Source organism: Salinilacustrithrix flava (assembly GCF_041228405.1).
Lineage (GTDB): Bacteria > Actinomycetota > Acidimicrobiia > Acidimicrobiales > Salinilacustritrichaceae > Salinilacustrithrix > Salinilacustrithrix flava.
Genome location: NZ_CP133888.1, coordinates 1,122,061 through 1,145,089, shown reverse-complemented (window position 1 = coordinate 1,145,089; position 23,029 = coordinate 1,122,061). Strand labels below are relative to the sequence as shown.

The following is a 23,029-nucleotide window of genomic DNA, read 5'->3' as shown; positions in this document are numbered from 1 at the left end:
TCAGCTCTCGATCTCGTCGGCGAAGCGGGTCAGCAGCTCGGCCACCCGCTCCGGGTGCTGGGCGTGGAGGTCGTGGTCGCCGCGCAGCCACTCGACCCGGGCGTCGCCCAGGGCGGCCGCAGCCGCCTCGTGGGCGCGGACCTTGTCCCGGTGCCAGTCGCTCTCGGCGGGTCCGGGGTCGGCGCCGAGCAGCAGCACCGGGTCGGCGATCCGGTCGAACCGCTGCGAGGGCCGGTGCTCCCACAGGCCGCGCAGGACCAGCAGGTGGCGGTCGAGGGTGAGCCACGGGGCGATGGTGCCGTCGTCGCGGACCTCGAAGCAGGCGAGCGTGCCCTGGATGCCGGATTCAGGCCAGTCCGGGTGGGACGAGCGCAGCATGCGCTCGAGGTCGGCCAGGGGCGTGCCGGCCATCGGGGGCGGCCGCAGCGCGGCGGCGCAGGCCTCCCAGGACTCGAAGCGCTCGGCCAGCTCGATGGTGCCGCCGTCGACGCCGACCACGCCGGCCGCCAGGCCGGGGTGCGTGGCGGCCAGCTCGACCACGACGTTGCCGCCCCAGCTCTGCCCGGCGACCAGCGGCCGGTGCCATCCGAACTGGTCGGCGAGGTGCCCGACGAGCCGGCGGAGGTCCTCGACGACGCCGGCCATGTCGTAGCCGCCGTCGGGCTTGGACGACCGCCCGTGCCCCCGCTGGTCCACGGCGGCGACGGGGTGGCCCGAGGCGTGCAGGTTGGCGGCGACACCGTCCCAGAGGCGGGCGTTGGATGCGAGGCCGTGCACGAGCAGCACCGGCCGGCGGTCGCCGCCGTCCCAGCGGCGGACGTGCAGCGTCACGTCCTCGGCGACGGGGACGTGCTCGATCACGTGCGGATCGGTCATGGCTGGCCCTGCGACGATCGCAGCCGGTCGCACAGCTCGGCGAAGGCCACCGACACCTCGGGTGGGCGCTTCGCGTCGGCGAGGCCGCGGACGACGGCGCAGAAGTGGTCGACCATGCCCCGGTAGCAGTCGCCGCCGAGTCCGGGGACCACGTCGGTGGTCCCGTCCCGGCGCTGCAGCACGAGCTCGTCGTCGCCCTGGTCGGGCGTGAAGGCGTGCTCGAGCCGGATCCGGCCCTCGGTGCCCGTGACCTCGAGGACCTGGGCCTCCGGGGCGTCGAAGGAGCACTCGAAGGTGGTGACCAGCCCGCCGGGGAAGCGCACCTCGCCAGCCGTGGTGACGTCGACGCAGCGGCGGTCCTCGTCGGGTTCGGTGACGACGGCGTGGCTGGTGACCGAGGTGGGCACGTCCTGGCCGACGGCCGCGGCGAGGTCGAACAGCGGGCTGAGGACGTACACGCCGAGGTCGGCGAGGGCCCCGCCGCCGAGCAGCGGGTGCCACCGGTGGTCGGCCGGCTCCTCGTGGGGGAACGTGAACACCGAGCGGACCGACAGCAGCCGGCCGAGCCGGCCGGCCGCCACGAGGTCGCGCAGCGCCACCGAGCGGGGGTGGTAGGGCGTCATGTAGGCCTCGAGCAGCACCACGTCGTTGGCGGCGCAGGCGTCGGCGATCGCCCGGGCGTCGGCGCCCGTGAGCGCCAGCGGCTTCTCGCACAGCACGTGCTTGCCGGCCTCGGCGCAGCGCTCGACCCACTCGCGGTGCATCCCGTTGGGCAGCGGCACGTAGACGGCCTCGACGGCGGGGTCGGCCAGCACCGCGGCGTAGTCGTCGCCCGCGGCGAGCGACGCCGACGCGACCAGCTCGGCCTTCGGCGTCGCCTCGATCGCCGGCACGACCGCGGCTCGGGCGACCATCGAGGATGCCCCGATGACGCCGAAGCGCACCGGCTCCCAGCTCGACGCCGCCACGTCGGCGGCGGTGGCGGGCCGGAAGGTGCGCTCGTCGTGGCCGGCCGTCACCGGCTCACCCGACTCACCCGGCGGGCTCGAGGTCGATCGTGCGCCCGCCCTCGTCGCCGGACCGCTGGGCGGCCTCGAGCACGCCGATGACCTGACGGACGTCGGCCGGGTCGACCTCGAGGGCCTCGCCGAGGTGGAGGTGGTCGGCCAGGTTTCGGTGGAACGGCCACGGTTCGGCCGGCAGCGGCGGCAGCGTCGTCTGGGTGAGCCCGTAGCCCTGCTCGTAGCGGGCCAACGTCAGCTCGACGGGTGCCTCGGCGTGGTGGGACTCGTGGCGCCGGTAGCCGTGGACGTGCTCGACGGTCTCGGTGACCACGGGCCGGTAGTGGCCGGCGATCGTGCCCTCGGTGCCCTGCACGTACAGCTTCGGGCGCCGGACGCCGGCGATGTCGGACTGGAGGAACTCGGCCTCGCGGCCGTCGGCCCAGGCCAGCCGGACCCGTACCTGGTCGTCGTTTGTGATGTCGTGCCACACCCGCTTGTGGCGGGTCGTGGTGACGGTGGCCGGCTCGCCACCGAGCAGCAGCAGGATCCAGTCGAGGTGGTGGCTGCCCCAGTCGTAGATGGCACCGCCGGAGACGCTGAGCTCGGAGTGCCAGGCCCGGCACGGGTGCTCGAAGCCGCCGACGAAGGTCTCCACGTTGAAGACCTCGCCGAGCAACCCGGTGTCGACGGCGCGGCGCAGGGCGCGGAAGTCGGCGTCCCAGCGCCGGTTCTGGTGCACCGTGAGCATGCGGTCGCCCTCGGCCGCCGTCCGCAGCAGCAGGTCGGCCTCGTCGGTCGTGATGCACAGCGGCTTCTCCACCGCCACGTGCTTGCCGGCGCGCAGGCAGGCGAGGGCGAGGTCGGCGTGGCTGTTCGGCGGGGTGGCGATCACGACGATGTCCACCGCGTCGTCGGCGAGCATCGAGTCGAGGGCCTCGTGGGTGGTGACCCCGGGGAACTCGTCCTCGGCGGCCTTGCGGCGCTCGTCGGCGGGGTCCACGACGGAGACCAGGGCGAGCCCGTCGGTGTCCGCGGCGGCGGTGCCGTGCAGCGAGCCCATGCCGCCGTAGGGGCCGTAGCCGACCACGCCGACGCCGAGGTCGGTCCGGTCGGCTGCCCCGGCCCCGTCGACGAGGCGGCGCAGCACGCGGACGAGCTCGTCGTTGCCGGACGATCCGTGCACCACGGCGTCGGCGCCGAAGCCGCAGGTGACGACCCGACCGGCACCGAGGCGGCGCTGGACCAGCGCCGGCCGGTGCGCGAAGCGGATGCTCGAGGTGAGCAGCGTGGCGACGTCGGTCGCCGGCTCCAGCCAGCGGAACGTGCCGGCCACGGGGAACTCCCCGGTGATGCGAGCGGTCGCCGGCGTGCGGGCGGCGACGGTGGCGAAGACCTCCCCGCCGGGGACGAACTCGCCGGGGTGGACGCCGGTGATCGCCGCCCAGCCCTCGCCCTCCGGCACCCCGAGGCAGACCAGCACGGCGCCGCGCTCGACGGCGGCGGTGACGTCGGCCAGCACCTCCACCGGGGCGGCGGCGGGGTCACCCGCCACGAGCACGACATCGGGGCTGTCGTCGACGGCGACCGGGGCCGCGCCGGGCACCAGGACGTCGAACGCCGGGTGGGGCGGGGTGAGCAGGCAGGCGCGCATGGGCGTCGGAGCGTAGGGCGACATCGATCCGGCGTGCCGTCGGGCTGGTCGACTCCCGAGGCGGCGGGTCAGAGCTCCTGGCTGAGGGCGTCGATGATCATGCTCTGGAGGGCAGCCAGGTAGTGGTAGATCGACCAGGCCGGGGCGAGCGGATCGTCGGGGTCGATGTCCATCGGGTCGTCGTCCTCGGAGACGTCGAGGCGGGTGCCGAGCACCAGGCGCAGGTCGTTGAGCGCCCGCATCCACGAGGCCAGCGTCTCCTCGTCGACCTCGCCGCCCTCGACGGTGCGCTCGAGCACGTCGAGGGAGTGGAACCGCTTCTCGAGCAGCTCGTCGCGCACCATGGCGTGGTAGCCGGCGTCGCGCTCGGGGTCGTCGGCGTAGGCGGTGGGGAAGAGGCGGTTCAGCGACGGGTCGTCGGTGGTGAGCAGCTCGCGCAGCTGGGGCACGAGGGTCGTGAGCAGCTCCCGCTCGGGCTCGGGCAGGGCGATGCGGTAGCGACCGGGCGCGATGCGCTTGACCCGTCGGGCGGAGAACAGCCCCACCGCTACTGCTGCTCCATGGTCGCCCACAGGCCGTGCTCGTGGAGCCGGAACACGTCGAGCTCCACCTTCTCCCGGGGGCCGTTGGTGACGACGGCCCGTCCCTTCTCGTGGACGTCGAGCATGAGCTCGTCCGCCTTGGCCTGGGAGTAGCCGAACAGCTTGCGGAACACGTAGGACACGTAGGACATCAGGTTGATCGGATCGTTCCAGACGATGGCGACCCAGGGCGTGTCGGTGTCGACCTCGCTGCTCTCGTCGACGTCGGGCTGGATCTCGGCCGGTGCCGTGCCGCCGGCGCAGGGGGAGCCGACCATGCTCAGACCCCTGTCACGACGGGGTCGGGGGCGCGAGCGGTCGGCGTGGAGCTCGGCTCGACCACGCTCGTCCGCAGCAGGACGACGATGGTGGCGCCGAGCACGAGCATGGAGCCGAAGATGTGGACGGCGACGAGGCCGACCGGCACGCCGAGCTCGTACTGGAGGTAGCCGACGGCGCCCTGTGCGACCTCGAGCACGACCAGCGCCTTCAGCGCCCGCTCCACCGACGGGGACGCCCCGCCCCGGTGCACGAGGCGCAGCGTCCACAGGGTGGCGGCGAGCAGGATCCAGACCGCCACGGCGTGGACGCGCGCGACGTCGGGCAGGAAGAAGGGGAGGCGCTCGACGTCCGGGTCGCCGCCGTGGGGTCCCGAGCCGGTGACCACCGTGCCGGTGACCAGGACGAGGGACGCCGCGACCAGCAGCACCTTGGCCAGGAGCCGGACCTCGGGGGTGGCGACGGGACGGCGCTCGCCCGAGTCGGGCTCGCCGGCTCGGTGGTGCAGCACGACGGCGCAGCCGACCAGCACGGCCGAGAGCAGGAAGTGGCCCATCACGAACGGCGGGGACAGGTGGAACAGCACGGTGAGCCCGCCGAGCACGATCTGGCCGAGGACGCCGGCGACCAGCGTCCAGGACCACAGCGTGAGGTCTCGCCGGCGGGGCACCCGGAAGAACGAGCCGGCCACGGCGAGGATCACGCCGACGGAGACGAACCCGGTGAAGTAGCGGTTCGTGGACTCGATGACGCCGTGGACGCCGGACTCGTCGTGGGGGACGAGGGTGCCGGGTTCGCAGCTCGGCCAGGTGGAGCAGCCCAGGCCCGACCCGGTGAGGCGCACACCGGCGCCGGTGACCACGATGATGCCCAGCAGCGCCAGCGCGAGCAGGGTGATCCGGCGGTACGCCGTGGGGGAGATCGTCGGGCGACGCACCCCTCCAGCGTGGCCGCTCCGGTGCCGCCGGTGCCAGGCGCCGCGTGCCAGGGGCGCCTTGGTCCCCCCCGTCCCGCCGGACGTAGGCTCACGTGGTCATGCTCGTGGCCGCCACCCCCTCGCTCCGGTCCAAGGTCGGCGCCTACGTCTCGCTGACGAAGCCGCAGATCATCGAGCTGCTGCTGGTGACCACGGTGCCCGTCCAGATCGTGGCCGCCCGGGGCATCCCGTCGCTGTGGCTCATCGTCACCACCGTGGTCGGCGGCACCCTCGCCGCCGGCGGTGCCCACGCCATCAACATGTACGTCGACCGCGACATCGACGCCCTGATGGCCCGCACCCGCAACCGCCCGCTGGTCACCGGCGTCATCGAACCTCGCAACGCCCTGGTCTTCGCCATCGTCCTCGAGGTCGCCGCGTTCGCCCTCCTGTGGTCCACGGTCAACCTGCTGTCGGCCGTGCTGGCCGTCGCCGCCTGCCTCTTCTACGTGTTCGTCTACACGCTCTGGTTGAAGCGGACCTCCACGCAGAACATCGTCATCGGCGGTGCCGCCGGGGCCGTGCCGGTGCTCATCGGCTGGTCCAGCGTCACCAACTCCCTCGACTGGGCGCCGGTGATCCTGTTCGGGGTCATCTTCTTCTGGACCCCGCCCCACTTCTGGGCGCTGGCCATCAAGTACAAGGACGACTACGCGGCGGCCGACGTGCCGATGATGCCGGTGGTCGCCGACATCCGCTCCACGGTGCGCCAGATGATCGCCTACACGGTGGTCACCTGGGCCCTGACGTTGCTGTTCGCCCCGGTTGCCGGCATGGGCGCCCTGTACGTCGTCGCCGCCACCGTGCTCGGCGCCATCTTCACCTACCAGGCGTACCGGCTGCTCCGGGACGCCTCCTACGCCCGGGCCATGCGCCTCTTCGGGTGGTCGATCACGTACGTGAGCCTCCTGTTCGGTGCCATGGCGCTGGACCAGCTGGTGCGCAGCGGATTCTGACCGTGCCCGTCCGCACGTCGAGGGTCCGTGATCATCGTGAAACCCGCCCGGAGACCTGGTTCGTGCCGCCAAGTGGACGTTGGGTACTGTCCGCTCGGATTCGGCAGCCGACCCGGACCGTTCCCGGTTGCGACGCCGCGACGTCGCCCGGCCGGAGGAGAAACCCGCAGCGATGACCGTGACTGAAACCCAAGCGCCGCCTGCGGCCACCACCCCCGCTCCGGCCCTGGAGCCGCCTCGCCCCGCCACCGGCCTCGCCGCGGTGCTGGGCACGGGCGAGCACCGCACCATCGGGCGGCTGTGGATCTTCACCTCCTTCGCCTACCTGCTCGTCGCCGGCGTGGCCGGCGCCCTGGTGGGCGTCGAGAAGGTCGACACCGACGGCCTGGGCGACGTGCTCGGCGCCGACGTCTTCGGTGAGACCCTCAGCCTCCACGGCATCGCCGGCACCTTCCTGTTCCTGCTGCCGCTCTTCATCGGCCTCGGCATCCACGTGGTGCCGGCCCAGGTCGGAGCGGCCACGGTCGCCTTCCCCCGAGCCGCCGCCGCGGCCTTCTGGACCTACCTCCTCGGCGGGGCGGTGCTCATCGCCTCCTTCGTGGCCGACGGCGGCCCCTTCGGCGCCGACAGCCGCTTCGTGGAGCTGTTCGTCGCCTCCTTCATCGCCGTGCTGCTCGCCCTGGTCCTCGGCACCATCTGCGTCGCCACCACGGCGGTCGCCCTGCGCACCACCGGCATGGGCCTCCACCGCACGCCGCTGTTCGCCTGGTCGAGCCTCGTCACCGCCGTCCTGGTCGTCCTCCAGCTCCCGGTCCTCGCCGGCCTGATGCTGCTGGTCTACGTCGACCACCGCTACGGCCCGACCTTCCTCGGCGGCAGCGACGGCGTCCTCGACCGCATCGCCTGGGCCTGGTCCCAGCCCAGCGCCTACCTGTTCGCCATCCCGGTCCTCGGCATCATCGGCGACATCGTCCCCGTGTCGGCCCGCACCCGCCTCTCCAAGCACCGCATCGCCCAGGGCGCCATCGGTGCCTTCGGCGCCCTCGCCTTCGGCGCCTGGGCCATGCCGGGCTTCGGCGCCGACGGTGCGGCACCGCTGCTCCACGTCGGCGACGTGCCCTTCTACGCCTTCTCGATCCTGATCCTGTTCCCCGCCCTCGCCTTCGCCGGCCTGCTCGGCGACACGGTGCGCCGGGGCTCGCTCCGGGTCACCAGCCCGCTGCTCTGGGGCATCGCCTCCCTGCTGATGCTCCTCACCGGCATCCTCAACGGGATCCTGGTGGCGATCGAGCCGCTCGACCTGATCCAGACCACGGCCCAGACGGCACAGATCCACTACGTGCTCGTCGCCTCGCTGCTCGGGCTCTTCGCCGGCCTCGCCCACTGGGCGCCCCGCCTGTTCGGCACCCCGGTGCAGGAGGTCGCGTCGAAGGGGCTGGCCGCCCTCGGCCTGCTCGGCACGATCCTGCTCTGCCTGCCCGACGTCATCACCGGCTTCCTCGAGCAGGCCTGGCGCCTGCAGGGCGTGAGCGGCGACGACGTCGACGCGGTGGAGGCGCTCAACATCGTCAGCATCGCCGGCGGCCTGCTCCTGGCGCTCGTCGCCGTCGCCTTCGTCGGCCTGGTCCTCAAGGCCGCGGCCGGGCGGGACCTCGACGGAGACGATCCGTGGGAGGGCAACACCCTCGAGTGGGCGCCCGCTGGCGCGACGCCCGCGATCACCTCGGAGGCCCCGGTGTACGACGCCCGCCACGGCGCCGGCCCCTCGACCACGGAGGCGAAGTGATGGCCACGGCCACCGCGACCACCCCCACCCCCGAACGGCTCCCGCTCCGCCTGGAGGACGTGCCGCCGGCACCGCCTCGCCGGCCCCGGGTGCTCCTCATCGGCACCGCCCTGGCCTCGGCGGCCTCGATCGCCCTGTTCGGCGGTCTGCTCTCGGCCTACTTCGCCCTCCGGGCCGACGTGGTCGGCCAGGGCGAGCAGTGGCTGCCCGACGGCTCCACCATCCCGCTGTCCCCGGGCAACATGACGATGGTGACGCTGGTGATGTCGCTGATCACGGCGCAGTGGGCCGTGCACGCCGGCAAGCAGCAGGATCGTGGCCACGCGTACTTCGCCCTCGGCCTCACCGTGCTGCTCGGCATCGCCCACGTCGTGCAGCTCGGCTTCCTGTTCACGCAGTGGGAGCTCCCGCTCAACGGCGAGCCGACGACGCAGGCCGTGCTGCTCTTCACGATCCTGGGTCTCCACGTCGCCATGGTCGCCGCCGCCCTGATCTTCTTCACCCTCATGCTGCTCCGCAGCCTCGGCGGCCAGTTCACCGGCCGCGACGTCGAGGGCCTGTCCGCTGCCGCTCTGTACTGGTACGTGACCGTCGGGATCTTCGTGGTCCTCTGGTACGGCATCTTGATCGTGAAGTAGGCGAGCACCGATGATCACCACCGGTTCCAAGTTCTTCTACGGCGTCGCCGCCCTCCTGGCCCTGGCCGCCGTCGTGTACGGCTACGCCAGCGGCGGCGGGGGCGTCGGCCCGATCAGCGTCGGCTACAAGGGCGGCGTCGGCGAGCACCTCGGCTACGGCATCCTGCTCGCCGGAGCGGTGTCCGCCCTGTTCGCCGGGTTCTGCGCCACCGCCTTCCGCGACGCCGACCCCGAGCCCACCGCCGCCCTCCTCGGCACCGAGACCGTCCCGGACGCCACCCCCACGGGCTCGTCCTTCTGGCCGGTCGTCGCCGCCTTCGGCGTGGTGCTCACGGTCGTGGGCGTCGTGCTCAACAACGTCTTCTTCGTCGCCGGGCTCATCGCCCTGGGTGCGGTCGCCATCGAGTGGACCATGCAGGCCTGGGCCGAGCGGGCCACCGGCGACCCCGCCGTGAACCGCGAGATCCGCAACCGGATCATGTTCCCCATCGAGGTCCCGCTGGCCGGCGCGCTGGCCATCGCGATCGTCGTGATCGGCTACTCACGGGTGTTCCTGGCCGTCAGCAAGCTGGGGGCTGTCTGGATCGCGCTGGCGATCGCGGCCACCATCTTCATCATCGGCACGATCCTCTCGCTCCGGCCCCGCATCCGCACCGACCTCGTCGCCGGCGTGCTCGCCGCCGCCGCGGTGGTCACCATCGGCCTCGGCATCTTCGGCGCCGTCGCCGGCGAGCGCGACTTCGAGCACCACGGTGAGGACCACGCCGAGAGCACCGTCGAGGGCGCCAGCTCCGAGGAGAGCAACTGATGCACCGCTTCCGTTCCGTCGTCGGCAGCGCTCGGGTCCGGAGCTTCGGGCTCCTCGCCCTCGCCGGTCTCGTCCTCTCCGGCTGCGCCATGAGCCTCGACGGCGACACGCCCCAGACCACCCTCGAGCCCGAGGGCCCGGCCGCCTCCAAGATCGACGGTCTCTCCGACCTCACCTTCATCATCGCCGCGGTGGTCTTCGTCCTCGTCGAGGTCGGCGTGCTCTTCGTCGCCTGGAAGTTCCGCAAGCGCAAGGACGACACCGGCGACGAGCTGCCCGAGCAGCTCCACGGCAACACCAAGCTCGAGATCGGCTGGACCGCCCTGCCGGCCGTCATCCTCGCCTTCCTCGCCGTGTTCACGGTGAGCACGATCCTCGACCTCGCCGAGGACCCCGGCGAGGAGGCCACCCGCATCCGCGTGGTCGGCCAGCAGTGGTGGTGGTCCTACGACTACGACCTCGACGGCGACGGCGTGTACGCCGACGGCGACGTCGTCGCCCCGGGCATCGAGAACCCCGAGGAGTACGAGACCGACATCGAGGTCGCCAACGAGATGGTGATCCCCGCCGGCAAGCCGGTGTACCTCGAGATCGAATCCCGCGACGTGATCCACAGCTTCTGGATCCCGGCACTCAACGGCAAGAAGGACGCCGTCCCCGGCCGCACCCACTACCTGTCGCTCGAAGCCGACGAGCCCGGCACCTACGTCGGTCAGTGCACCGAGTACTGCGGCCTGTCGCACGCCTACATGCGCATGGTCGTCCACGCCCTGCCCGAGGACGAGTACGAGGCCTGGGTCGAGGAGCAGCTCGCCCCCGCCAACGAGCCCGAGACCGCCGAGGAGCAGGCCGGCCTCGAGGTGTTCGAGGGCCGCTGCGCCAGCTGCCACCTGGTCGAGGGCGTCAACGACGACACCTACGACGGCGCCACCGTCGTGCCCGGAGCCGCACCGAACCTGACCCACTTCGCCAGCCGTGGCACGTACGCCGGGTCGATCTTCAACCTGTGGCAGGACACGAACGGCAACGACGTGATCGAGTGGGCCGAGATCGGCGGCGAGCTGAACCGCAACCAGCTCGAAGCGTGGCTGCGCAACCCGCCCGCAGAGAAGCCCATGGCCGCAGACGAAAACCGCGGCATGCCGAACCTCGGCCTCAGCGAGGCCGACATCGACTCCCTGGTCGCCTACCTGACCAGTCTCGACTGAGGAACCACACCATGGCCATCGTCGAACGACCGTCCACGTCCGAGACCCTCGAGCTCGAGGCCGGGCCCAGGCACGCCACGCCCGAGGACGCCCTCGGCGTCTTCAAGCGCCCCCAGGGCGACACCGGGTGGCGCTCCTGGCTCTTCACCGTCGACCACAAGCGCATCGGCATCATGTACGGCGCCGCCGCGCTGTTCTTCTTCCTGGTGGGCGGCATCGAGGCGCTGATCATCCGGACCCAGCTGGCGGCACCGGACCAGGCCCTGATCTCGGCCGACCTCTACAACCAGCTGTTCACGATGCACGGCGTGACGATGATCTTCCTCGTCGTCATGCCCATCGGTGCGGCCTTCGCCAACTTCCTCATCCCGCTGCAGATCGGGGCCCGCGACGTCGCGTTCCCCCGCCTGAACGCCTTCTCGTTCTGGTGCTTCCTCTTCGGCGGCGTGTTCTTCAACAGCTCGTGGTTCATCGGCGGCGGCGCCGCCGATGGTGGCTGGTTCGCCTACGCCCCGAACACCTCGGTCATCTTCAGCCCGAGCCACGGCATGGACTTCTACGCCATCGGCCTGCAGATCACCGGCATCGCCTCACTGGTCGGTGCGATCAACCTGATCGCCACCGTGCTCAACATGCGAGCGCCCGGCATGACCCTCATGAAGATGCCGGTGTTCACCTGGATGTCGCTGGTGACGCAGTTCCTGCTGCTGTTCGCCATGCCGGTCATCTCGGTGGCGCTGTTCCTGCTCACCTTCGACCGGCTCTTCGACGCCAACTTCTTCGACGTGAGCGCCGGTGCCGACCCGCTGCTGTGGGAGCACCTGTTCTGGATCTTCGGGCATCCGGAGGTCTACATCATGATCCTGCCGGCCTTCGGCATCGTGTCCGAGACCATCCCGGTGTTCTCCCGCAAGCCGATCTTCGGCTACGAGTTCATCGTCTTCTCCGGCGCTGCCATCGGCTTCATGGGCTGGGGCGTGTGGGCCCACCACATGTTCGCCTCCGGCATCGGGCCGATCTCGGTGGCCGCCTTCGCCGTCTCGACGATGTTCATCGCGGTCCCGACGGGCGTGAAGATCCTCAACTGGATGGCCACGATGTGGGGCGGCAAGCTCAGCTTCACCACACCGATGCTGTTCTCGATCGGCCTGGTCACGATGTTCACCATCGGCGGCCTGTCCGGCGTGTCCCACGCCGTCGCCCCGGCCGACACCCAGCAGACCGACACGTACTACATCGTCGCCCACTTCCACTACGTGCTCTTCGGCGGAGCGCTGTTCGGCTTCGTCGGCGGCTTCTACTACTGGTGGCCCAAGGCCTTCGGCCACATGCTGCGGGAGGGCCTGGGCAAGGCCCACTTCTGGGTGATGCTGCTCGGCTTCAACCTCACGTTCGGCCCCATGCACGTGCTCGGCCTGCAGGGCATGCCCCGGCGCACGCACAGCTACTTCGACGGCTACGGCTTCAACGTCTGGAACCTGGTGTCCACCATCGGCGCCTTCCTGATCGCCCTGTCGTTCCTGATCTTCTTCTGGAACATCTGGGTGTCCAAGCGGGACGCCAAGAAGCCCGAGTGGGTCTCCCCGGGCCCGGATCCGTGGGATGCGCGCTCGATCGAGTGGATGACCGCGTCGCCGGCGCCCAGCCACAACTTCGACCACGTCCCCGTCGTCACCCACCGCGACGAGTTCTGGTACCGCAAGTACGGCGAGACCGACGACCACCGCATCGTGCGCATCGCCGCCGCGGAGGACGTCGCCCAGACCGGCGACCGCACCGACGTGCACCTGCCGGCCCCGTCGTACTGGCCGATCCTGCTGTGCGCCTCGTTCCCGCTCATCGGTTGGGGCCTGATCTTCAACCTCGGCATCGCCTTCGCCGGCGGCGCCCTGGCCCTGCTCGCCCTGTACGGGCTGGCGATGGAGCCGGCCGACGACCCCGACGGCGGCCACGGCCACCACGACGACCACGTCGACCACAGCCCGACCGACGGCTCCGATGCCGCCGCGTCCCCCACCGACGGGGATGCCGACAAGGAGGCGACCCTCGTTGACTGACACCGCCCCCGCCCAGGCGGCCGACACGCCCACCGAGGCGACCGGCCCGGCCCCCGACCACCTCGACGGCGTCGACCTCGAGAGCTGGGGCCTCGGCACCAACAACGCCACCGGGCTGAGCAACAACAAGCTCGGCATGTGGCTGTTCCTCGGCTCCGACTGCCTGCTGTTCGGCGCGCTGATCTCCACCTACCTGCTGATGCGCCACCGCGGCACCGGCATCGGCCCCGAGGACGTGTTCGACATCCCGTTCACGTCGGTGTCGAGCTTCGTGCTGCTGATGTCGTCGATGTCGATGGTGTTCGCCGTCTCCTCGATCGCCCGAGGCGACGACCAGAAGCTGCGCCTGTGGCTCCTGGTCACCTCGCTGCTCGGCGGCACCTTCATCGCCGGCCAGGTCTACGAGTTCACGTCCTTCTACCGGGAGGGCATGGGCTACACGACGAACCTGTTCTCGTCGGCGTTCTACAGCCTCACCGGCTTCCACGGCGTCCACGTCAGCGTCGGCATCATCATGCTGATGTCGCTGTTCGTGCTCTCGCTCACCGGCCGGCTCAAGCAGGACCGGGCCGAGACCGTCGAGATCGTCGGCCTGTACTGGCACTTCGTCGACATCGTGTGGGTCCTGATCTTCACGATCGTCTACCTCATCCCGTGAAGCCACGGAGGAGCACGCACCGATGACCGTCACCCACGAGGGCACGGCCGACGCCGGCTACGAGGCCGCCACGGACGAGGCGCGCCACGAGCACCACCCGAGCGACGCCCAGTACTGGAAGGTCGGGCTCGCCCTCGGCCTCATCACCCTGCTCGAGGTCGGCACGTACTTCATCGCCGACCCGCCCTACGACCACGAGCTGGCGCCGCTGCTCATCGGCAGCCTGATCTTCATGATGGTGCTGAAGTTCATCGTCATCGGCGCGTACTTCATGCACCTGAAGTTCGACAACCGGCTGTTCCGCAACGTCTTCGTCGCCGGTCTGGTCCTGGCGGTGGGCGTGTACCTGGCGGTCCTCACCTCCTTCGAGTACTGGAGCGACCGCTACGAGGCCGACACCGGCTCCGAGGATGCCGTCCTCGTCGAGGACGGTTCCTAGGCCGATCCGACCGCCGGGCGGCCACGGCCCCCGAGCTCAGACCAGCGTGACCTCGTCGCCCGCCCGCACCACGCCGGGGCGGGCGACGGTCGCGTAGGCGCCGAGGCAGGCGAAGGAGCCGAGCTCGTCGGTGCGCCGGTTGATGCGGGCGATGGCCTGGAGCACGGCGGGCTGGCGGGGCAGGTCCTCCTGCTGGGCCACCGTCGTCATGATGCAGCGTGGCGTGGGGATGCCGATGGCCACCTCGACGGCATCGTCGCCACCCCCGATCCGCAGCGTGCGGTCGGCCCAGTCGTCGTTCTCCGGGAACCCGGTGAAGCCGGGCGTGTCGAGCACGATGCTCGGCCGGAACCGGCGGACGTCGACGACGAGGTCGTCCCCCGCCGCGGCCAACGTGGCCATCGACGACGTGGTCAGCAGGTGCAGCACGCCGAGGTCGACGAAGCCCCGCCCCTCGTCGGAGAGGTTCGTGGGCAGCTCGATCTCCCCCGAGAGCGTGATGCCGTCGAGCTCGGGCCACTCGGAGTCGTAGGTCCCCTGCTGGCGCCGCTCGGACCGCTCGAGGGCCACGCTGCGCCCGAACAGCGCCTCGAGTGCGAACGGCAGGCCCCCGTCGTGGACGTGGAAGACGTCGCCAGAGGGCGTGGTGATCTCGACGTCGTCGTCGAGACCGGTGGCGGTGCAGTCCAGGGCCGCCCGCCAGGGGCGAGGGCGCTTGGCGCTGACCAGCTTGCCGGTCTCGATGTCGCGCAGGGCCCACTCCCGGTCACCGACCATGCCATCCGGGCCGATCTCGACCTCGGCCAGCTGCTCGCCCTGCATGGACTTCATCGGGAAGCGGTGGATGGAGGCGACGGTGCCGACGACGGTCATGGCCGGCGAGTCTGGCCGACCGGCGTGCCCCCTGCCACCGCTGGCCGACTGTCGCCGATCGGGGGGTGCGCCGTAGGCTCCAGCCGTGCTCTTCGCCGCCGAGGACTTCTTCCGCTGGCAGCCGCACCCCGAGATCTGGGTGCTGGTCCTCGGGCTCGTCGGGCTCTACACCTACGCCGTCCGCAGCCTCGGCCCCCGTGCCGTGCGGGCCGGCGAACCGGTGGCCACGGCCGCCCAGAAGCGCTGGTTCGCCCTCGGCATCGCCCTGCTCTGGATCGCCGCCGACTACCCCATGCACGACGTCGGCGAGCAGTACCTGTACTCGGTGCACATGTTCCAGCACATGATGCTGGCCTTCTTCATCCCACCGGTGATGCTGCTCGCCACCCCCGAGTGGCTGGCTCGCCTGGTCATCGGCAACGGCAACCTGGGCCGCTGGTTCCTCAAGCTGGCCCGCCCCGTGCCGGCCGCCATCGTGTTCAACGCCGTCCAGCTGCTCACCCACTGGAGCGTCGTCGTCAACGCCAGCGTCGAGAACGGCCTGCTCCACTACGCCCTGCACACCGTCGTGGTGATCACCGCCTTCGCCGTGTGGATGCCGGTGGTGTCCCCCCTGCCCGAGCTGCGCACCACCGTCCCGGCCCAGTGCGTGCACCTCTTCCTGATCTCGATCGTGCCGACGGTCCCGGCCGCGTGGCTCGCCCTCGCCGACGGCGTGCTCTACGACGTCTACGACCAGCCGGCCCGCCTCTGGGGCATCTCGGCCACCCACGACCAGCAGCTCGCCGGACTCATCATGAAGCTCGGCGGCGGCATGTTCCTGTGGCTCATCATCATCGTGCTGTTCTTCCGCTGGAGCGGGAAGCAGGACCACGGCACCACGGCGCGCCGCGCCGTCGTCGCCGAGGACGGCAGCGTCTCCGTCGAAGGTCCCCCCGCCCTCACCTACGAAGAGGTCACCGAGGCCTTCGAGCGGGCCGCGCCGGCGCCCCGAGAACCCGCTCCGTAGTGGCGTCCCGGCTCAGCCGGCCGTGACGTAGCGCGATCCGGCTCGGTCCCGTCCGACCTCGATCGCCAGCCCGTTCGCCTTGAGCACGTAGGCCATCTGCTGGGCCGTGCGGCGGGGGATGCCGGCGCCCTCGGCCACGTCCTTGGTGGTCCACTCCGCGGGCAGGCCGTCGGGCAGGAGCGCGACCAGATCGGCGGGGGTGCGCAGGCCGTGCCGGCCGACGACGGCGCGCAGGCGGCGGTCCACCGTGCGCCAGCCGCCCCGCCGGCGCCGCAGGGTCGGGTCCTCGACCTTGAGGACGTCGACCTGGACGAGCAGGACCTCGATGGTGAGGTTGGGGTGGTCCAGCATGGTCGGCACCGACACGAGCTCGCCGAACACGTCGTGCAGGCAGCCGCGCTTGGGGGACTTGCGGGTCGGCTTGTCCCGGCGCTCGAGCCAGGACTCCACCGCGATCGGGTGCACGACGTGCACGTGGAAGTCCCCGAGCAACCGGTCGAGCTTGTTGCCCATGGCCGCGAACCCGCCGGTCTGCACCTCGATGCAGGTGTCACCGCGGACCACGTCGACGACGAAGCCGTCGACGGGCACCTCGAAGCGATCGCCTGGCTCGCTCACCAGGAGCTTCACCGCCGCGTGCAGGGAGCTCTCGCCCCGGGTGCCGATGCCGCCGCCGTCGGTGTCGACGGGATGCGGCTCGGAGCGGGCAGGCACGGACCAAGTGTGCCGGAACGTAGCCTGCACCCGTGCTCCTGCGACTCGCCTCCGAACCGCTGCCCTCGCTGTCGAGAGCCCGCATCTACGTCTGCGGCATCACGCCCTACGACACGACCCACATCGGCCACGCCGCCACCTTCGTCTGGGTCGACGCCCTGACGCGGGTGCTGGCCCACGTCGGCATCGAGCCCGAGGTCGTGCGCAACATCACCGACGTCGACGACGAGCTGATCCGGGAGGCCAACGAGCGGGGCACGACGTGGTCGGCCCTGGCCACCCAGCAGACCTTCCAGTTCGAGGACGACATGCGCAAGCTGCGGGTGCAGCGGCCGGCGTTCGAGCCGGCGTCACGGGACTACGTGACCGACGTCGTGTTCCTGGCCCGGGTGCTGCTCGACCGGGAGGTGGCCTACGAGCGCGACGGCTCGGTGTACTTCCGGGCCGGCGACCTGTGGAAGCGGTCGGGTCTCGACCAGGCCGAGGCCGTCGAACTGTATGGCCGGCGGGGCGGTCGCACCGACGACCCGGCCAAGGACGATCCCGCCGACGCCGCGATCTGGCAGCGCTCGGCCGAGGGGGAGCCGTCGTGGGACTCGCCGTGGGGCCGGGGTCGCCCGGGCTGGCACGCCGAGTGCGCGGCCATGGCCACCTCCATCCTCGGGCTGTCGATCGACGTCCACGCCGGGGGCGCCGACCTGGCCTACCCGCACCACGTCTACGAGCAGGCCATCGTCGAGGCGGCCACGGGCGTCACGCCCTTCGCCCGGCGCTGGATGCACGTCGGCACGGTGCGACGCAACGGCGAGAAGGTGGCCAAGTCCACCGGGAACCTCGTCTTCGTGATGGATCTGCTGCAGCGTTGGGCGCCCCAGGTGCTGCGCCTCCACCTGCTGGACCGGCCCTGGGCCGAGGCGTGGGACTTCGACGAGGCCGACCTCGCCGCCACCGCCACCCGCCTCGAGGCCCTGTGGACCGCCGGCAGCACGGCCGGTGGCGACGACGCCGCCGTCCACGCCGCGCTCGAGGCCCTCATGGACGACCTCGACGTGCCTCGGGCCGTCGACATCGCGATCGACTCCGGTGGCGAGGCCGCCCGCACCGTCGCCAAGGTCCTGGCGCTCGTCTGATCTGAAAACTGGCAGTCGAGGTGTAGCGCGCTACAGCAGTGCTGCCAGTTTCGGGCTCAGCGGGCCGGGGACCAGCGGAACGTCCTGGCCGCGACCAGCGGCAGGGCGACGGCCCACACGGCGAGCACGACCCACGCCCGGCCGGGCCCCGTGGCACCGTCGAATCCCGCTCGCACCAGGTCGACCAGGGCGGACGACGGCAGGGCTTCGGCGAACCGGCGCAGCGGATCGGGCAGCTCGGCGAGCGGGATCACGAACCCGCCGAGCAGCAGCAGGACGATGTAGAGGCCGTTGGCCAGGGCGAGGGTGATCTCGGCGCGCAGCGTGCCGGCCATCCACAGGCCGAGTCCGGCGAACGCGGCGGTGCCCAGCACGACTGCGCCGAGCAGGGGCACGAGGTCGAGCGACGGGTCCCATCCGAGCACCAGGGCGACCGGCACGAGCACGGCGGCTTGGATCACCTCGACCACGACGACGGCGCCGATCTTGGCGGCGAGCAGGCGGGGCCGGCCGAGGGGCGTGGTGCCGAGGCGCTTGAGCACGCCGTAGGACCGCTCGAAGCCGGTGGCGATGGCGAGGCCGGTCATGGCCATCGACATGATGGCCAGGGCGAGGACGCCCGGGGCCAGCACGTCGACCGGTTGGTCGCCGGGTCCGAGCAGGGCGTCGAGGGGCAGGACGTCGACGAGGGAGAAGAAGACCAGCAGCCCGATCGGGATGCCGAGCGTGAGCAGCAGGGACTCCTTGTTGCGCAGCGTGAGGGTCAGCTCGGTGCGCAGCTGGGCCCGGAGCGCCCTCACGATCGCCGCCCGCGGCGTCCGCGCCGCTTCGGCTCCATCGCCCGCCGCACGTCGGGCTCGGCCTCGTCGGCGGTGAGCAGGAGGAACACGTCCTCGAGCCGCTGTCGCCCGGCCCGGAGGTCGCCGAGGGCGACGTCGTGGTTGGCCAGCCAGCCGGTGAGCTTGGCGGCCAGGTGGGAGTCGTGGCCCCCGTCGGCGACGACGTACTCCCCGGGTGCGACCTCGGTGACGTCGGCCCCGAGGTGCTGGCCGAGGGCGTCGACGTCGAGCTCGGGGACGGCGGAGAACCGCACCTCGCCGCTGGTGCCGGACCGCAGCTCGTCGAGCGTGCCGGTGGCCACGACCTTCCCGCGGTCGACGATGACGACCCGATCGGCCACCTTCTCGGCCTCGTCCAGCTCGTGGGTGCAGAGCACGACGGCGCACCCCCCGTCGGCCAGCTCCCGGACGATCTGGCGGATGACCTGGCGGCCCCGCACGTCGACCCCCGCGGTCGGCTCGTCGAGGAACGCGACCTGGGGGCGCCCGACGAGGGCCATCGCCAGGCTCAGCCGCTGCTGCTCGCCGCCGGACAGCTGGCGCCAGGTGGCGCCGGCCCGGTCGGCGAGGCCGACCCGCTCGAGCAGGGCGTCGGGGTCGGCCGGGTCGTCGTACATGGCGGCGAGCAGGTGCAGCATCTCGGGCGGGCGGATGCCGGGGTAGACGCCACCGTCCTGGAGCATCACGCCGATGCGCCCGACGATCCGGTCGCGCTCGGTGCCGGGGTCGTGGCCGAGCACCCGCACCCGTCCGGCGTGGGGGCGCCCGTACCCCTCGAGCACCTCGACCGTGCTGGTCTTGCCCGCGCCGTTCGGGCCGAGCAGGGCCAGGACCTCGCCCGCGTCGGCGGTGAAGCTCACGTCGTCCACGGCCACCAGGTCCCCGTGGCGGACGACGAGGTGCTCGACGCTGACGGCGGACATCTCGGACACGCTAGGGAGTCGAGCCGCCAGGCGAGGCGACCCGTGTCACGGGCCCTGTGGCGGCGGAGCCGTCACGTCGAACTGCAGCTGGACGTGACGTGTCGAGCAGTCCAAAGGATGTCAGGTCTGCAGACGATCCAGCGACCGGGCCGTCTCGACCATCAGGCGGTAGATGCCGAGCACCTTGCGGTCGTAGTTCGGGTCGGTGGCCCACACGCCGGTGAGGCCGGTCCAGCGCGAGCAGCACCCGCGCACGCCCACCCGCTCCGGCGCCACGAGCGGGTTCGGCGGTGCGGCCAGCTGGGCCGACGTGAGGGCCGGGTCGGCGTAAGCCCGGAGCAGGTGGAGGTGGGCGCGCACGCCGGCGTCGAGGTCGGGGAACCGGAAGCCGCAGGCGGGCGCGCAGTGGTCGTACGCGCCGATGCCGGCGAAGTTGAACCCCCGGGCGTGCCCGGAGGTGAACCCGCCGGTCTCGAGGATGGCCTGGGCGAAGGCGATGTCGGCGGTGACGCCTTCCTCGGCACCGATGGCGAGGTAGGCGTCGACGATGGCGGTGATCGGCGCGAAGGGCGGGTCGGCGGCGTAGTAGGTGCGGTACCAGGCGACCAGGTCGCCGGCGTCGAGCACGGGGAGCCCGAGGATGGCCGGCCCGACCTGCCGCCTCGCCTCCTCGGCCTGGGCGATCGCCCGCGCCAGATCGGCGCGCGCGAGGAGGTGGCCCCGCTCGGCCTCGTGTCGCTCGCGCTCGGCTACCAGGTGCACAGCGGTCGCCTCCTCCTCGACGTGGATGGCATCGCGCAGGGCGTCGACGGCCTGGTCGAAGGTGCGATCGACGTGGTCGGTGACCACGTCCCGCAGCTCCCGGTCGCGGAGGTCGTCGAGCGTCTCGGGGCCCTCGATGGGCTCCAGGCCGGCCGGGTCGCCGTACATGAGGGCGTTGACGGCGAGGACGTCGAGGCGGGACCGGGCGGCGACGGCCTGGTCGACCGCCGCCCGTCGAGCGTCGATGGCGCCGCGCATCGCGTCGCGGGTGGCCGCGGCGCGCTCCTGCGCGGCGATGGCCGGCAGGGCGGCGGCGACCAGACGCCGGCGGGCGGAGGTGACGTCGATGTCGGCGAGGGCGGCGTTCAGCCCCGGCGTCGGGTCGGGGAGGATGACCACGGGGAGCTCCTCGGGCACGGGAAGCTCGCCGCCGTCGGGCGGGAACCCCTCGGGTGGGAGCCCGTCCGGCGGGAGGGCCTCCTCCGGCGGTGGGGCGCCGGGTCCGGTGGCCCCGGGCGGGATGACGCCGAAGTCGCCGTCGGGGAGCACGATCGTGGTCGGCGGGGGCGGTTGCGTGGTCGAGGTCGCGGCCGGGTCCTCGGTGGGCTCGCCCGCCGGCGAGGGCTCGGCCTCCTGGGCGCCGGCGAGGCCCGCGCCGAGGGCGAGCGCGACGAGGACCGAGCCGGCGAGCACCAGGGCGCGCCGGGCCGTGCGGGCGCGCGCCAGCGCATGGTCCTCGTTCACGCGCGAAGGCTACGCCGGGGGGTGACGAGGGCTGGGGGAGCGTGGCAACGTGGCGCCGTGGGAGCACAGGACCTGGTGGCGGCCGCGGCGGACTACGCGCGGGAGGTCCACGCCGCCGACACCCGCAAGGGCAGCGGCGAGCCGTACTTCGAGGGTCACCTCGCGCCGGTCGCCGACACCGTCGCCGCCCACGGCGGGACGCCGGAGCAGGTCGCGGCGGCCTACCTGCACGACGCCGCCGAGGACCACGGCGGCCAGGCCCGCCTCGACGACATCCGCGCCCGGTTCGGCGACGCCGTGGCCGACATCGTCGCCGACCTGTCCGACTCGCTGGTCGACACCGACGCCGGCGAGCAGAAGGCCGACTGGCACGTGCGCAAGCGGGCGTACCTGGCCGCCATGCGCGCCAAGCCGGACGCGTCGCTCGCCGTGGCCGCGGCCGACAAGCTGCACAACGCCACCGCCATCGTCGAGGACCACGAGCGCGTCGGCGAGGAGCTGTGGTCGCGCTTCACCACCGGCAGCGGCGAGGACCAGCGCTGGTACTACGAGTCCCTGGTGTCGGTGCTCACGGAGCGCCTGCCCGACCACCCGACGGTCGTGCGCCTGGTCGACGTCGTCCGCCGCCTCGGCGAGCGCCTCGACGCCCGCTGAGGTCCGTCCCGCCAGGACCGTTCCGGGCCGCGGTGCACGCACCGGCGGCGTGTGGAGCGTCCCCGAACGGACGGTGCTCGTCGTTCAGGGCTCGGGCAGCTCGTGGGGCGGGGGCCGGCCCGATGAGGCGCCCTGGCCGTAGTCGTCGGGGATGCCGCCGGGTCGCCACGACCGGGCCTGGCAGGTGAACACGTCGATGGCGGCGTAGTCGGCGGCCGGCGTGTCGAGGTCCGGCCAGCCGCCGTCGCCGTAGGGCGGGTCGATGCGGCAGTCGACGTCGTTCACGACCACGCCCCACGCCACGCCGAGGTGGAGCCGGCCGGTGGTGGCGGCGTTGGTGATGTCCGGCTCGGCCACGGTGACGGACACGAGGGCGAGCAGCACCTGGGAGCCGAGCAGGGCCCCGACGTGCCAGGTCAGGGTGCGGGGGCTGGCGGCGAGCAGGACCGCGACGCAGAGCAGCACCGGCAGCAGGTGCACCGGCTTCCAGGGGAAGCGGAGGAACAGCAGCTCGGCCACGACGGCCACCAGGACGGTGAACCGCACGAGCACGCTGGTGCGGGCCAGGCGCAGGCCGGCGAGCAGGACCGGGACCAGCGCGACGAGGACGACGAGGGAGAACACGCCGAAGAAGGCGATGTTCTTGACGCCCCAGCGCCCGACCATGGCGGCGAAGCCGGTGGTCTCGAACTCGTTGACCAGGAAGCGGCCGGTGCGCCCCACCGACAGCCAGGACGGGACGAACCAGAGGAGGCCGACGGCGGCGGTCACCCCACCGGTGACGAGCCCGTCGCGCCAGCGGGTGCGGGGCGCCGGTCGCACCGCACGAACCCCGTCGAGCCCGCCCCGCTCGCCGACCAGCTCGGCGAGCAGGTACGCCCAGACCAGGAACGCCGTGGTGGACCGGAACGCGATGGCGGTGGCGAAGGCGAGGCCGGCGAGCACGCGGCGGTCGTGGCGGGCGGCGAGCACGCCGGCCAGGAGCAGGCCGAGGGCGAACACGTAGTCCCCGAGCGAGGTGGCGGCGAGCCAGAACCAGGGCTGGGTGGCCACGACGACCACGGCGATGCGTGCCCGGCGCTCGCCGAGCTCGTCGGCGACCAGGCGGCCGAGCAGCACCAGCAGGATCACGGCCATGACGGCCGAGGCGAGGCTCACCGCGGTCGGCCCGCCGATGCGGTCGAGCACGCCGACCAGTCCCTCGTAGGGCAGCGCACCCGGTGGTCGTGAGTACCGGTATCGGCCCTCGAGCAGGGACTCGCCGCTGCGCAGCACGTTCGTGATGTCGACGTCGGTGCCGTAGCCCAGGACCGTGAACGGCAGGTAGAGCAGCCCGCTCAGCAGGGCGAGCCGGGTCGACGTGAGGTCCGGCCAGCGACGGTCGGGTTCGTCCTCGAGGACCGGCAGCGGCCTGTGGTCCAGCCCGTGGGGCCGTGCCTCCGCCTCGGTCATCGCCCGGCACGG

Annotated in this window: 23 protein-coding genes; 11 read left to right on the top strand and 12 right to left on the bottom strand. The window is 72.2% G+C overall.

All coding sequences use genetic code 11. From position 1 onward, the window contains the following. The 6 genes from RGQ06_RS05690 to RGQ06_RS05665 all read right to left on the bottom strand — a co-directional run bounded on the left by RGQ06_RS05690 (position 1) and on the right by RGQ06_RS05665 (position 5,328). Positions 1-876: an alpha/beta fold hydrolase gene (locus RGQ06_RS05690; RefSeq protein WP_432427529.1), complete on the bottom strand. Its 876-nt coding sequence runs from the start codon at positions 874-876 to the stop codon at positions 1-3. Next, positions 873-1,895, bottom strand: a complete 1,023-nt coding sequence (locus RGQ06_RS05685) for a Gfo/Idh/MocA family protein (protein ID WP_432427530.1) — start codon at positions 1,893-1,895, stop codon at positions 873-875. The genes RGQ06_RS05690 and RGQ06_RS05685 overlap by 4 nt, the downstream gene beginning before the upstream one ends. A gap of 13 nt (positions 1,896-1,908) precedes the next feature. After that, positions 1,909-3,531, bottom strand: coding sequence for a Gfo/Idh/MocA family oxidoreductase (locus RGQ06_RS05680; RefSeq protein WP_432427531.1), 1,623 nt, complete (start codon positions 3,529-3,531; stop codon positions 1,909-1,911). 68 nt (positions 3,532-3,599) lie between these two features. Next, positions 3,600-4,076 carry a DUF2017 family protein gene (locus RGQ06_RS05675; protein WP_432427532.1) on the bottom strand — a complete coding sequence of 159 codons (477 nt, stop codon included), beginning with the start codon at positions 4,074-4,076 and terminating at the stop codon, positions 3,600-3,602. 2 nt (positions 4,077-4,078) lie between these two features. Further along, positions 4,079-4,390: an ATP-dependent Clp protease adapter ClpS gene (gene clpS, locus RGQ06_RS05670; protein ID WP_432427533.1), complete on the bottom strand. Its 312-nt coding sequence runs from the start codon at positions 4,388-4,390 to the stop codon at positions 4,079-4,081. A 2-nt stretch (positions 4,391-4,392) separates the two neighbouring features. Beyond that, the gene (locus tag RGQ06_RS05665; protein ID WP_432427534.1) at positions 4,393-5,328 is read right to left on the bottom strand and encodes a COX15/CtaA family protein; all 936 of its coding nucleotides are present in this window, start codon (positions 5,326-5,328) and stop codon (positions 4,393-4,395) included. 98 nt (positions 5,329-5,426) lie between these two features. On the opposite strand from RGQ06_RS05665, the gene RGQ06_RS05660 reads away from it, so the two are divergent. From RGQ06_RS05660 to RGQ06_RS05625, 8 genes are all read left to right on the top strand, one after another. Next, the gene (locus tag RGQ06_RS05660) at positions 5,427-6,323 is read left to right on the top strand and encodes a heme o synthase (RefSeq protein ID WP_432427535.1); all 897 of its coding nucleotides are present in this window, start codon (positions 5,427-5,429) and stop codon (positions 6,321-6,323) included. A gap of 172 nt (positions 6,324-6,495) precedes the next feature. Further along, complete coding sequence (locus tag RGQ06_RS05655; RefSeq protein ID WP_432427536.1) at positions 6,496-8,109, top strand: cbb3-type cytochrome c oxidase subunit I; 1,614 nt, start codon at positions 6,496-6,498, stop codon at positions 8,107-8,109. Beyond that, entirely contained in the window at positions 8,109-8,747 is a 639-nt protein-coding gene (locus tag RGQ06_RS05650; RefSeq protein WP_432427537.1) for a cytochrome c oxidase subunit 3, read from the top strand. The genes RGQ06_RS05655 and RGQ06_RS05650 overlap by 1 nt, the downstream gene beginning before the upstream one ends. A 10-nt stretch (positions 8,748-8,757) precedes the next feature. Beyond that, positions 8,758-9,555, top strand: coding sequence for a hypothetical protein (locus tag RGQ06_RS05645; RefSeq protein ID WP_432427538.1), 798 nt, complete (start codon positions 8,758-8,760; stop codon positions 9,553-9,555). Beyond that, positions 9,555-10,763, top strand: coding sequence for a cytochrome c oxidase subunit II (gene coxB / locus RGQ06_RS05640; RefSeq protein ID WP_432427539.1), 1,209 nt, complete (start codon positions 9,555-9,557; stop codon positions 10,761-10,763). Before RGQ06_RS05645 ends, coxB begins: the two co-directional genes overlap by 1 nt. Before the next feature lie 11 nt (positions 10,764-10,774). Continuing rightward, positions 10,775-12,820 carry a cytochrome c oxidase subunit I gene (gene ctaD / locus RGQ06_RS05635; RefSeq protein WP_432427540.1) on the top strand — a complete coding sequence of 682 codons (2,046 nt, stop codon included), beginning with the start codon at positions 10,775-10,777 and terminating at the stop codon, positions 12,818-12,820. Next, positions 12,813-13,478 carry a cytochrome c oxidase subunit 3 gene (locus tag RGQ06_RS05630; RefSeq protein ID WP_432427541.1) on the top strand — a complete coding sequence of 222 codons (666 nt, stop codon included), beginning with the start codon at positions 12,813-12,815 and terminating at the stop codon, positions 13,476-13,478. The genes ctaD and RGQ06_RS05630 overlap by 8 nt, the downstream gene beginning before the upstream one ends. A 22-nt stretch (positions 13,479-13,500) precedes the next feature. Further along, entirely contained in the window at positions 13,501-13,917 is a 417-nt protein-coding gene (locus tag RGQ06_RS05625) for a cytochrome C oxidase subunit IV family protein (protein ID WP_432427542.1), read from the top strand. A gap of 36 nt (positions 13,918-13,953) precedes the next feature. Here RGQ06_RS05625 and RGQ06_RS05620 read toward each other — a convergent pair whose 3' ends face one another. Then, complete coding sequence (locus tag RGQ06_RS05620; RefSeq protein ID WP_432427543.1) at positions 13,954-14,790, bottom strand: MOSC domain-containing protein; 837 nt, start codon at positions 14,788-14,790, stop codon at positions 13,954-13,956. A gap of 85 nt (positions 14,791-14,875) precedes the next feature. On the opposite strand from RGQ06_RS05620, the gene RGQ06_RS05615 reads away from it, so the two are divergent. Then, positions 14,876-15,799, top strand: coding sequence for a cytochrome c oxidase assembly protein (locus RGQ06_RS05615; RefSeq protein WP_432427544.1), 924 nt, complete (start codon positions 14,876-14,878; stop codon positions 15,797-15,799). A gap of 12 nt (positions 15,800-15,811) precedes the next feature. On the opposite strand, the gene RGQ06_RS05610 is transcribed toward RGQ06_RS05615, so the two are convergent. Further along, positions 15,812-16,513, bottom strand: coding sequence for a hypothetical protein (locus tag RGQ06_RS05610; RefSeq protein WP_432427545.1), 702 nt, complete (start codon positions 16,511-16,513; stop codon positions 15,812-15,814). A gap of 32 nt (positions 16,514-16,545) precedes the next feature. On the opposite strand from RGQ06_RS05610, the gene RGQ06_RS05605 reads away from it, so the two are divergent. Beyond that, complete coding sequence (locus RGQ06_RS05605; protein ID WP_432427546.1) at positions 16,546-17,643, top strand: cysteine--tRNA ligase; 1,098 nt, start codon at positions 16,546-16,548, stop codon at positions 17,641-17,643. 56 nt (positions 17,644-17,699) lie between these two features. On the opposite strand, the gene RGQ06_RS05600 is transcribed toward RGQ06_RS05605, so the two are convergent. From RGQ06_RS05600 to RGQ06_RS05590, 3 genes are all read right to left on the bottom strand, one after another. Beyond that, a complete protein-coding gene (locus tag RGQ06_RS05600; protein WP_432427547.1) occupies positions 17,700-18,443 on the bottom strand; it encodes an ABC transporter permease in 744 nt (247 codons plus the stop codon). Then, positions 18,440-19,405 (bottom strand): ABC transporter ATP-binding protein, encoded by a 966-nt coding sequence (locus tag RGQ06_RS05595; RefSeq protein WP_432427548.1) that lies wholly within the window; start codon positions 19,403-19,405, stop codon positions 18,440-18,442. The genes RGQ06_RS05600 and RGQ06_RS05595 overlap by 4 nt, the downstream gene beginning before the upstream one ends. Before the next feature lie 120 nt (positions 19,406-19,525). Then, positions 19,526-20,911 carry a glucosaminidase domain-containing protein gene (locus RGQ06_RS05590; RefSeq protein WP_432427549.1) on the bottom strand — a complete coding sequence of 462 codons (1,386 nt, stop codon included), beginning with the start codon at positions 20,909-20,911 and terminating at the stop codon, positions 19,526-19,528. 57 nt (positions 20,912-20,968) lie between these two features. On the opposite strand from RGQ06_RS05590, the gene RGQ06_RS05585 reads away from it, so the two are divergent. After that, positions 20,969-21,565 carry an HD domain-containing protein gene (locus RGQ06_RS05585; protein ID WP_432427550.1) on the top strand — a complete coding sequence of 199 codons (597 nt, stop codon included), beginning with the start codon at positions 20,969-20,971 and terminating at the stop codon, positions 21,563-21,565. An 84-nt stretch (positions 21,566-21,649) separates the two neighbouring features. On the opposite strand, the gene RGQ06_RS05580 is transcribed toward RGQ06_RS05585, so the two are convergent. Further along, the gene (locus tag RGQ06_RS05580) at positions 21,650-23,017 is read right to left on the bottom strand and encodes a hypothetical protein (protein ID WP_432427551.1); all 1,368 of its coding nucleotides are present in this window, start codon (positions 23,015-23,017) and stop codon (positions 21,650-21,652) included. Positions 23,018-23,029 lie beyond the last annotated feature (12 nt).

Bases quoted from the DNA above. Each gene is read 5' to 3' on its own strand.
- RGQ06_RS05690 (WP_432427529.1), bottom strand. From the start codon at position 876: ATGACCGATCCGCACGTGATCGAGCACGTCCCCGTCGCCGAGGACGTG.
- RGQ06_RS05680 (WP_432427531.1), bottom strand. From the start codon at position 3,531: ATGCGCGCCTGCCTGCTCACCCCGCCCCACCCGGCGTTCGACGTCCTG.
- clpS (WP_432427533.1), bottom strand. From the start codon at position 4,390: ATGGTCGGCTCCCCCTGCGCCGGCGGCACGGCACCGGCCGAGATCCAG.
- RGQ06_RS05660 (WP_432427535.1), top strand. From the start codon at position 5,427: ATGCTCGTGGCCGCCACCCCCTCGCTCCGGTCCAAGGTCGGCGCCTAC.
- RGQ06_RS05655 (WP_432427536.1), top strand. From the start codon at position 6,496: ATGACCGTGACTGAAACCCAAGCGCCGCCTGCGGCCACCACCCCCGCT.
- RGQ06_RS05650 (WP_432427537.1), top strand. From the start codon at position 8,109: ATGGCCACGGCCACCGCGACCACCCCCACCCCCGAACGGCTCCCGCTC.
- RGQ06_RS05645 (WP_432427538.1), top strand. From the start codon at position 8,758: ATGATCACCACCGGTTCCAAGTTCTTCTACGGCGTCGCCGCCCTCCTG.
- coxB (WP_432427539.1), top strand. From the start codon at position 9,555: ATGCACCGCTTCCGTTCCGTCGTCGGCAGCGCTCGGGTCCGGAGCTTC.
- ctaD (WP_432427540.1), top strand. From the start codon at position 10,775: ATGGCCATCGTCGAACGACCGTCCACGTCCGAGACCCTCGAGCTCGAG.
- RGQ06_RS05625 (WP_432427542.1), top strand. From the start codon at position 13,501: ATGACCGTCACCCACGAGGGCACGGCCGACGCCGGCTACGAGGCCGCC.
- RGQ06_RS05620 (WP_432427543.1), bottom strand. From the start codon at position 14,790: ATGACCGTCGTCGGCACCGTCGCCTCCATCCACCGCTTCCCGATGAAG.
- RGQ06_RS05595 (WP_432427548.1), bottom strand. From the start codon at position 19,405: ATGTCCGCCGTCAGCGTCGAGCACCTCGTCGTCCGCCACGGGGACCTG.
- RGQ06_RS05580 (WP_432427551.1), bottom strand. From the start codon at position 23,017: ATGACCGAGGCGGAGGCACGGCCCCACGGGCTGGACCACAGGCCGCTG.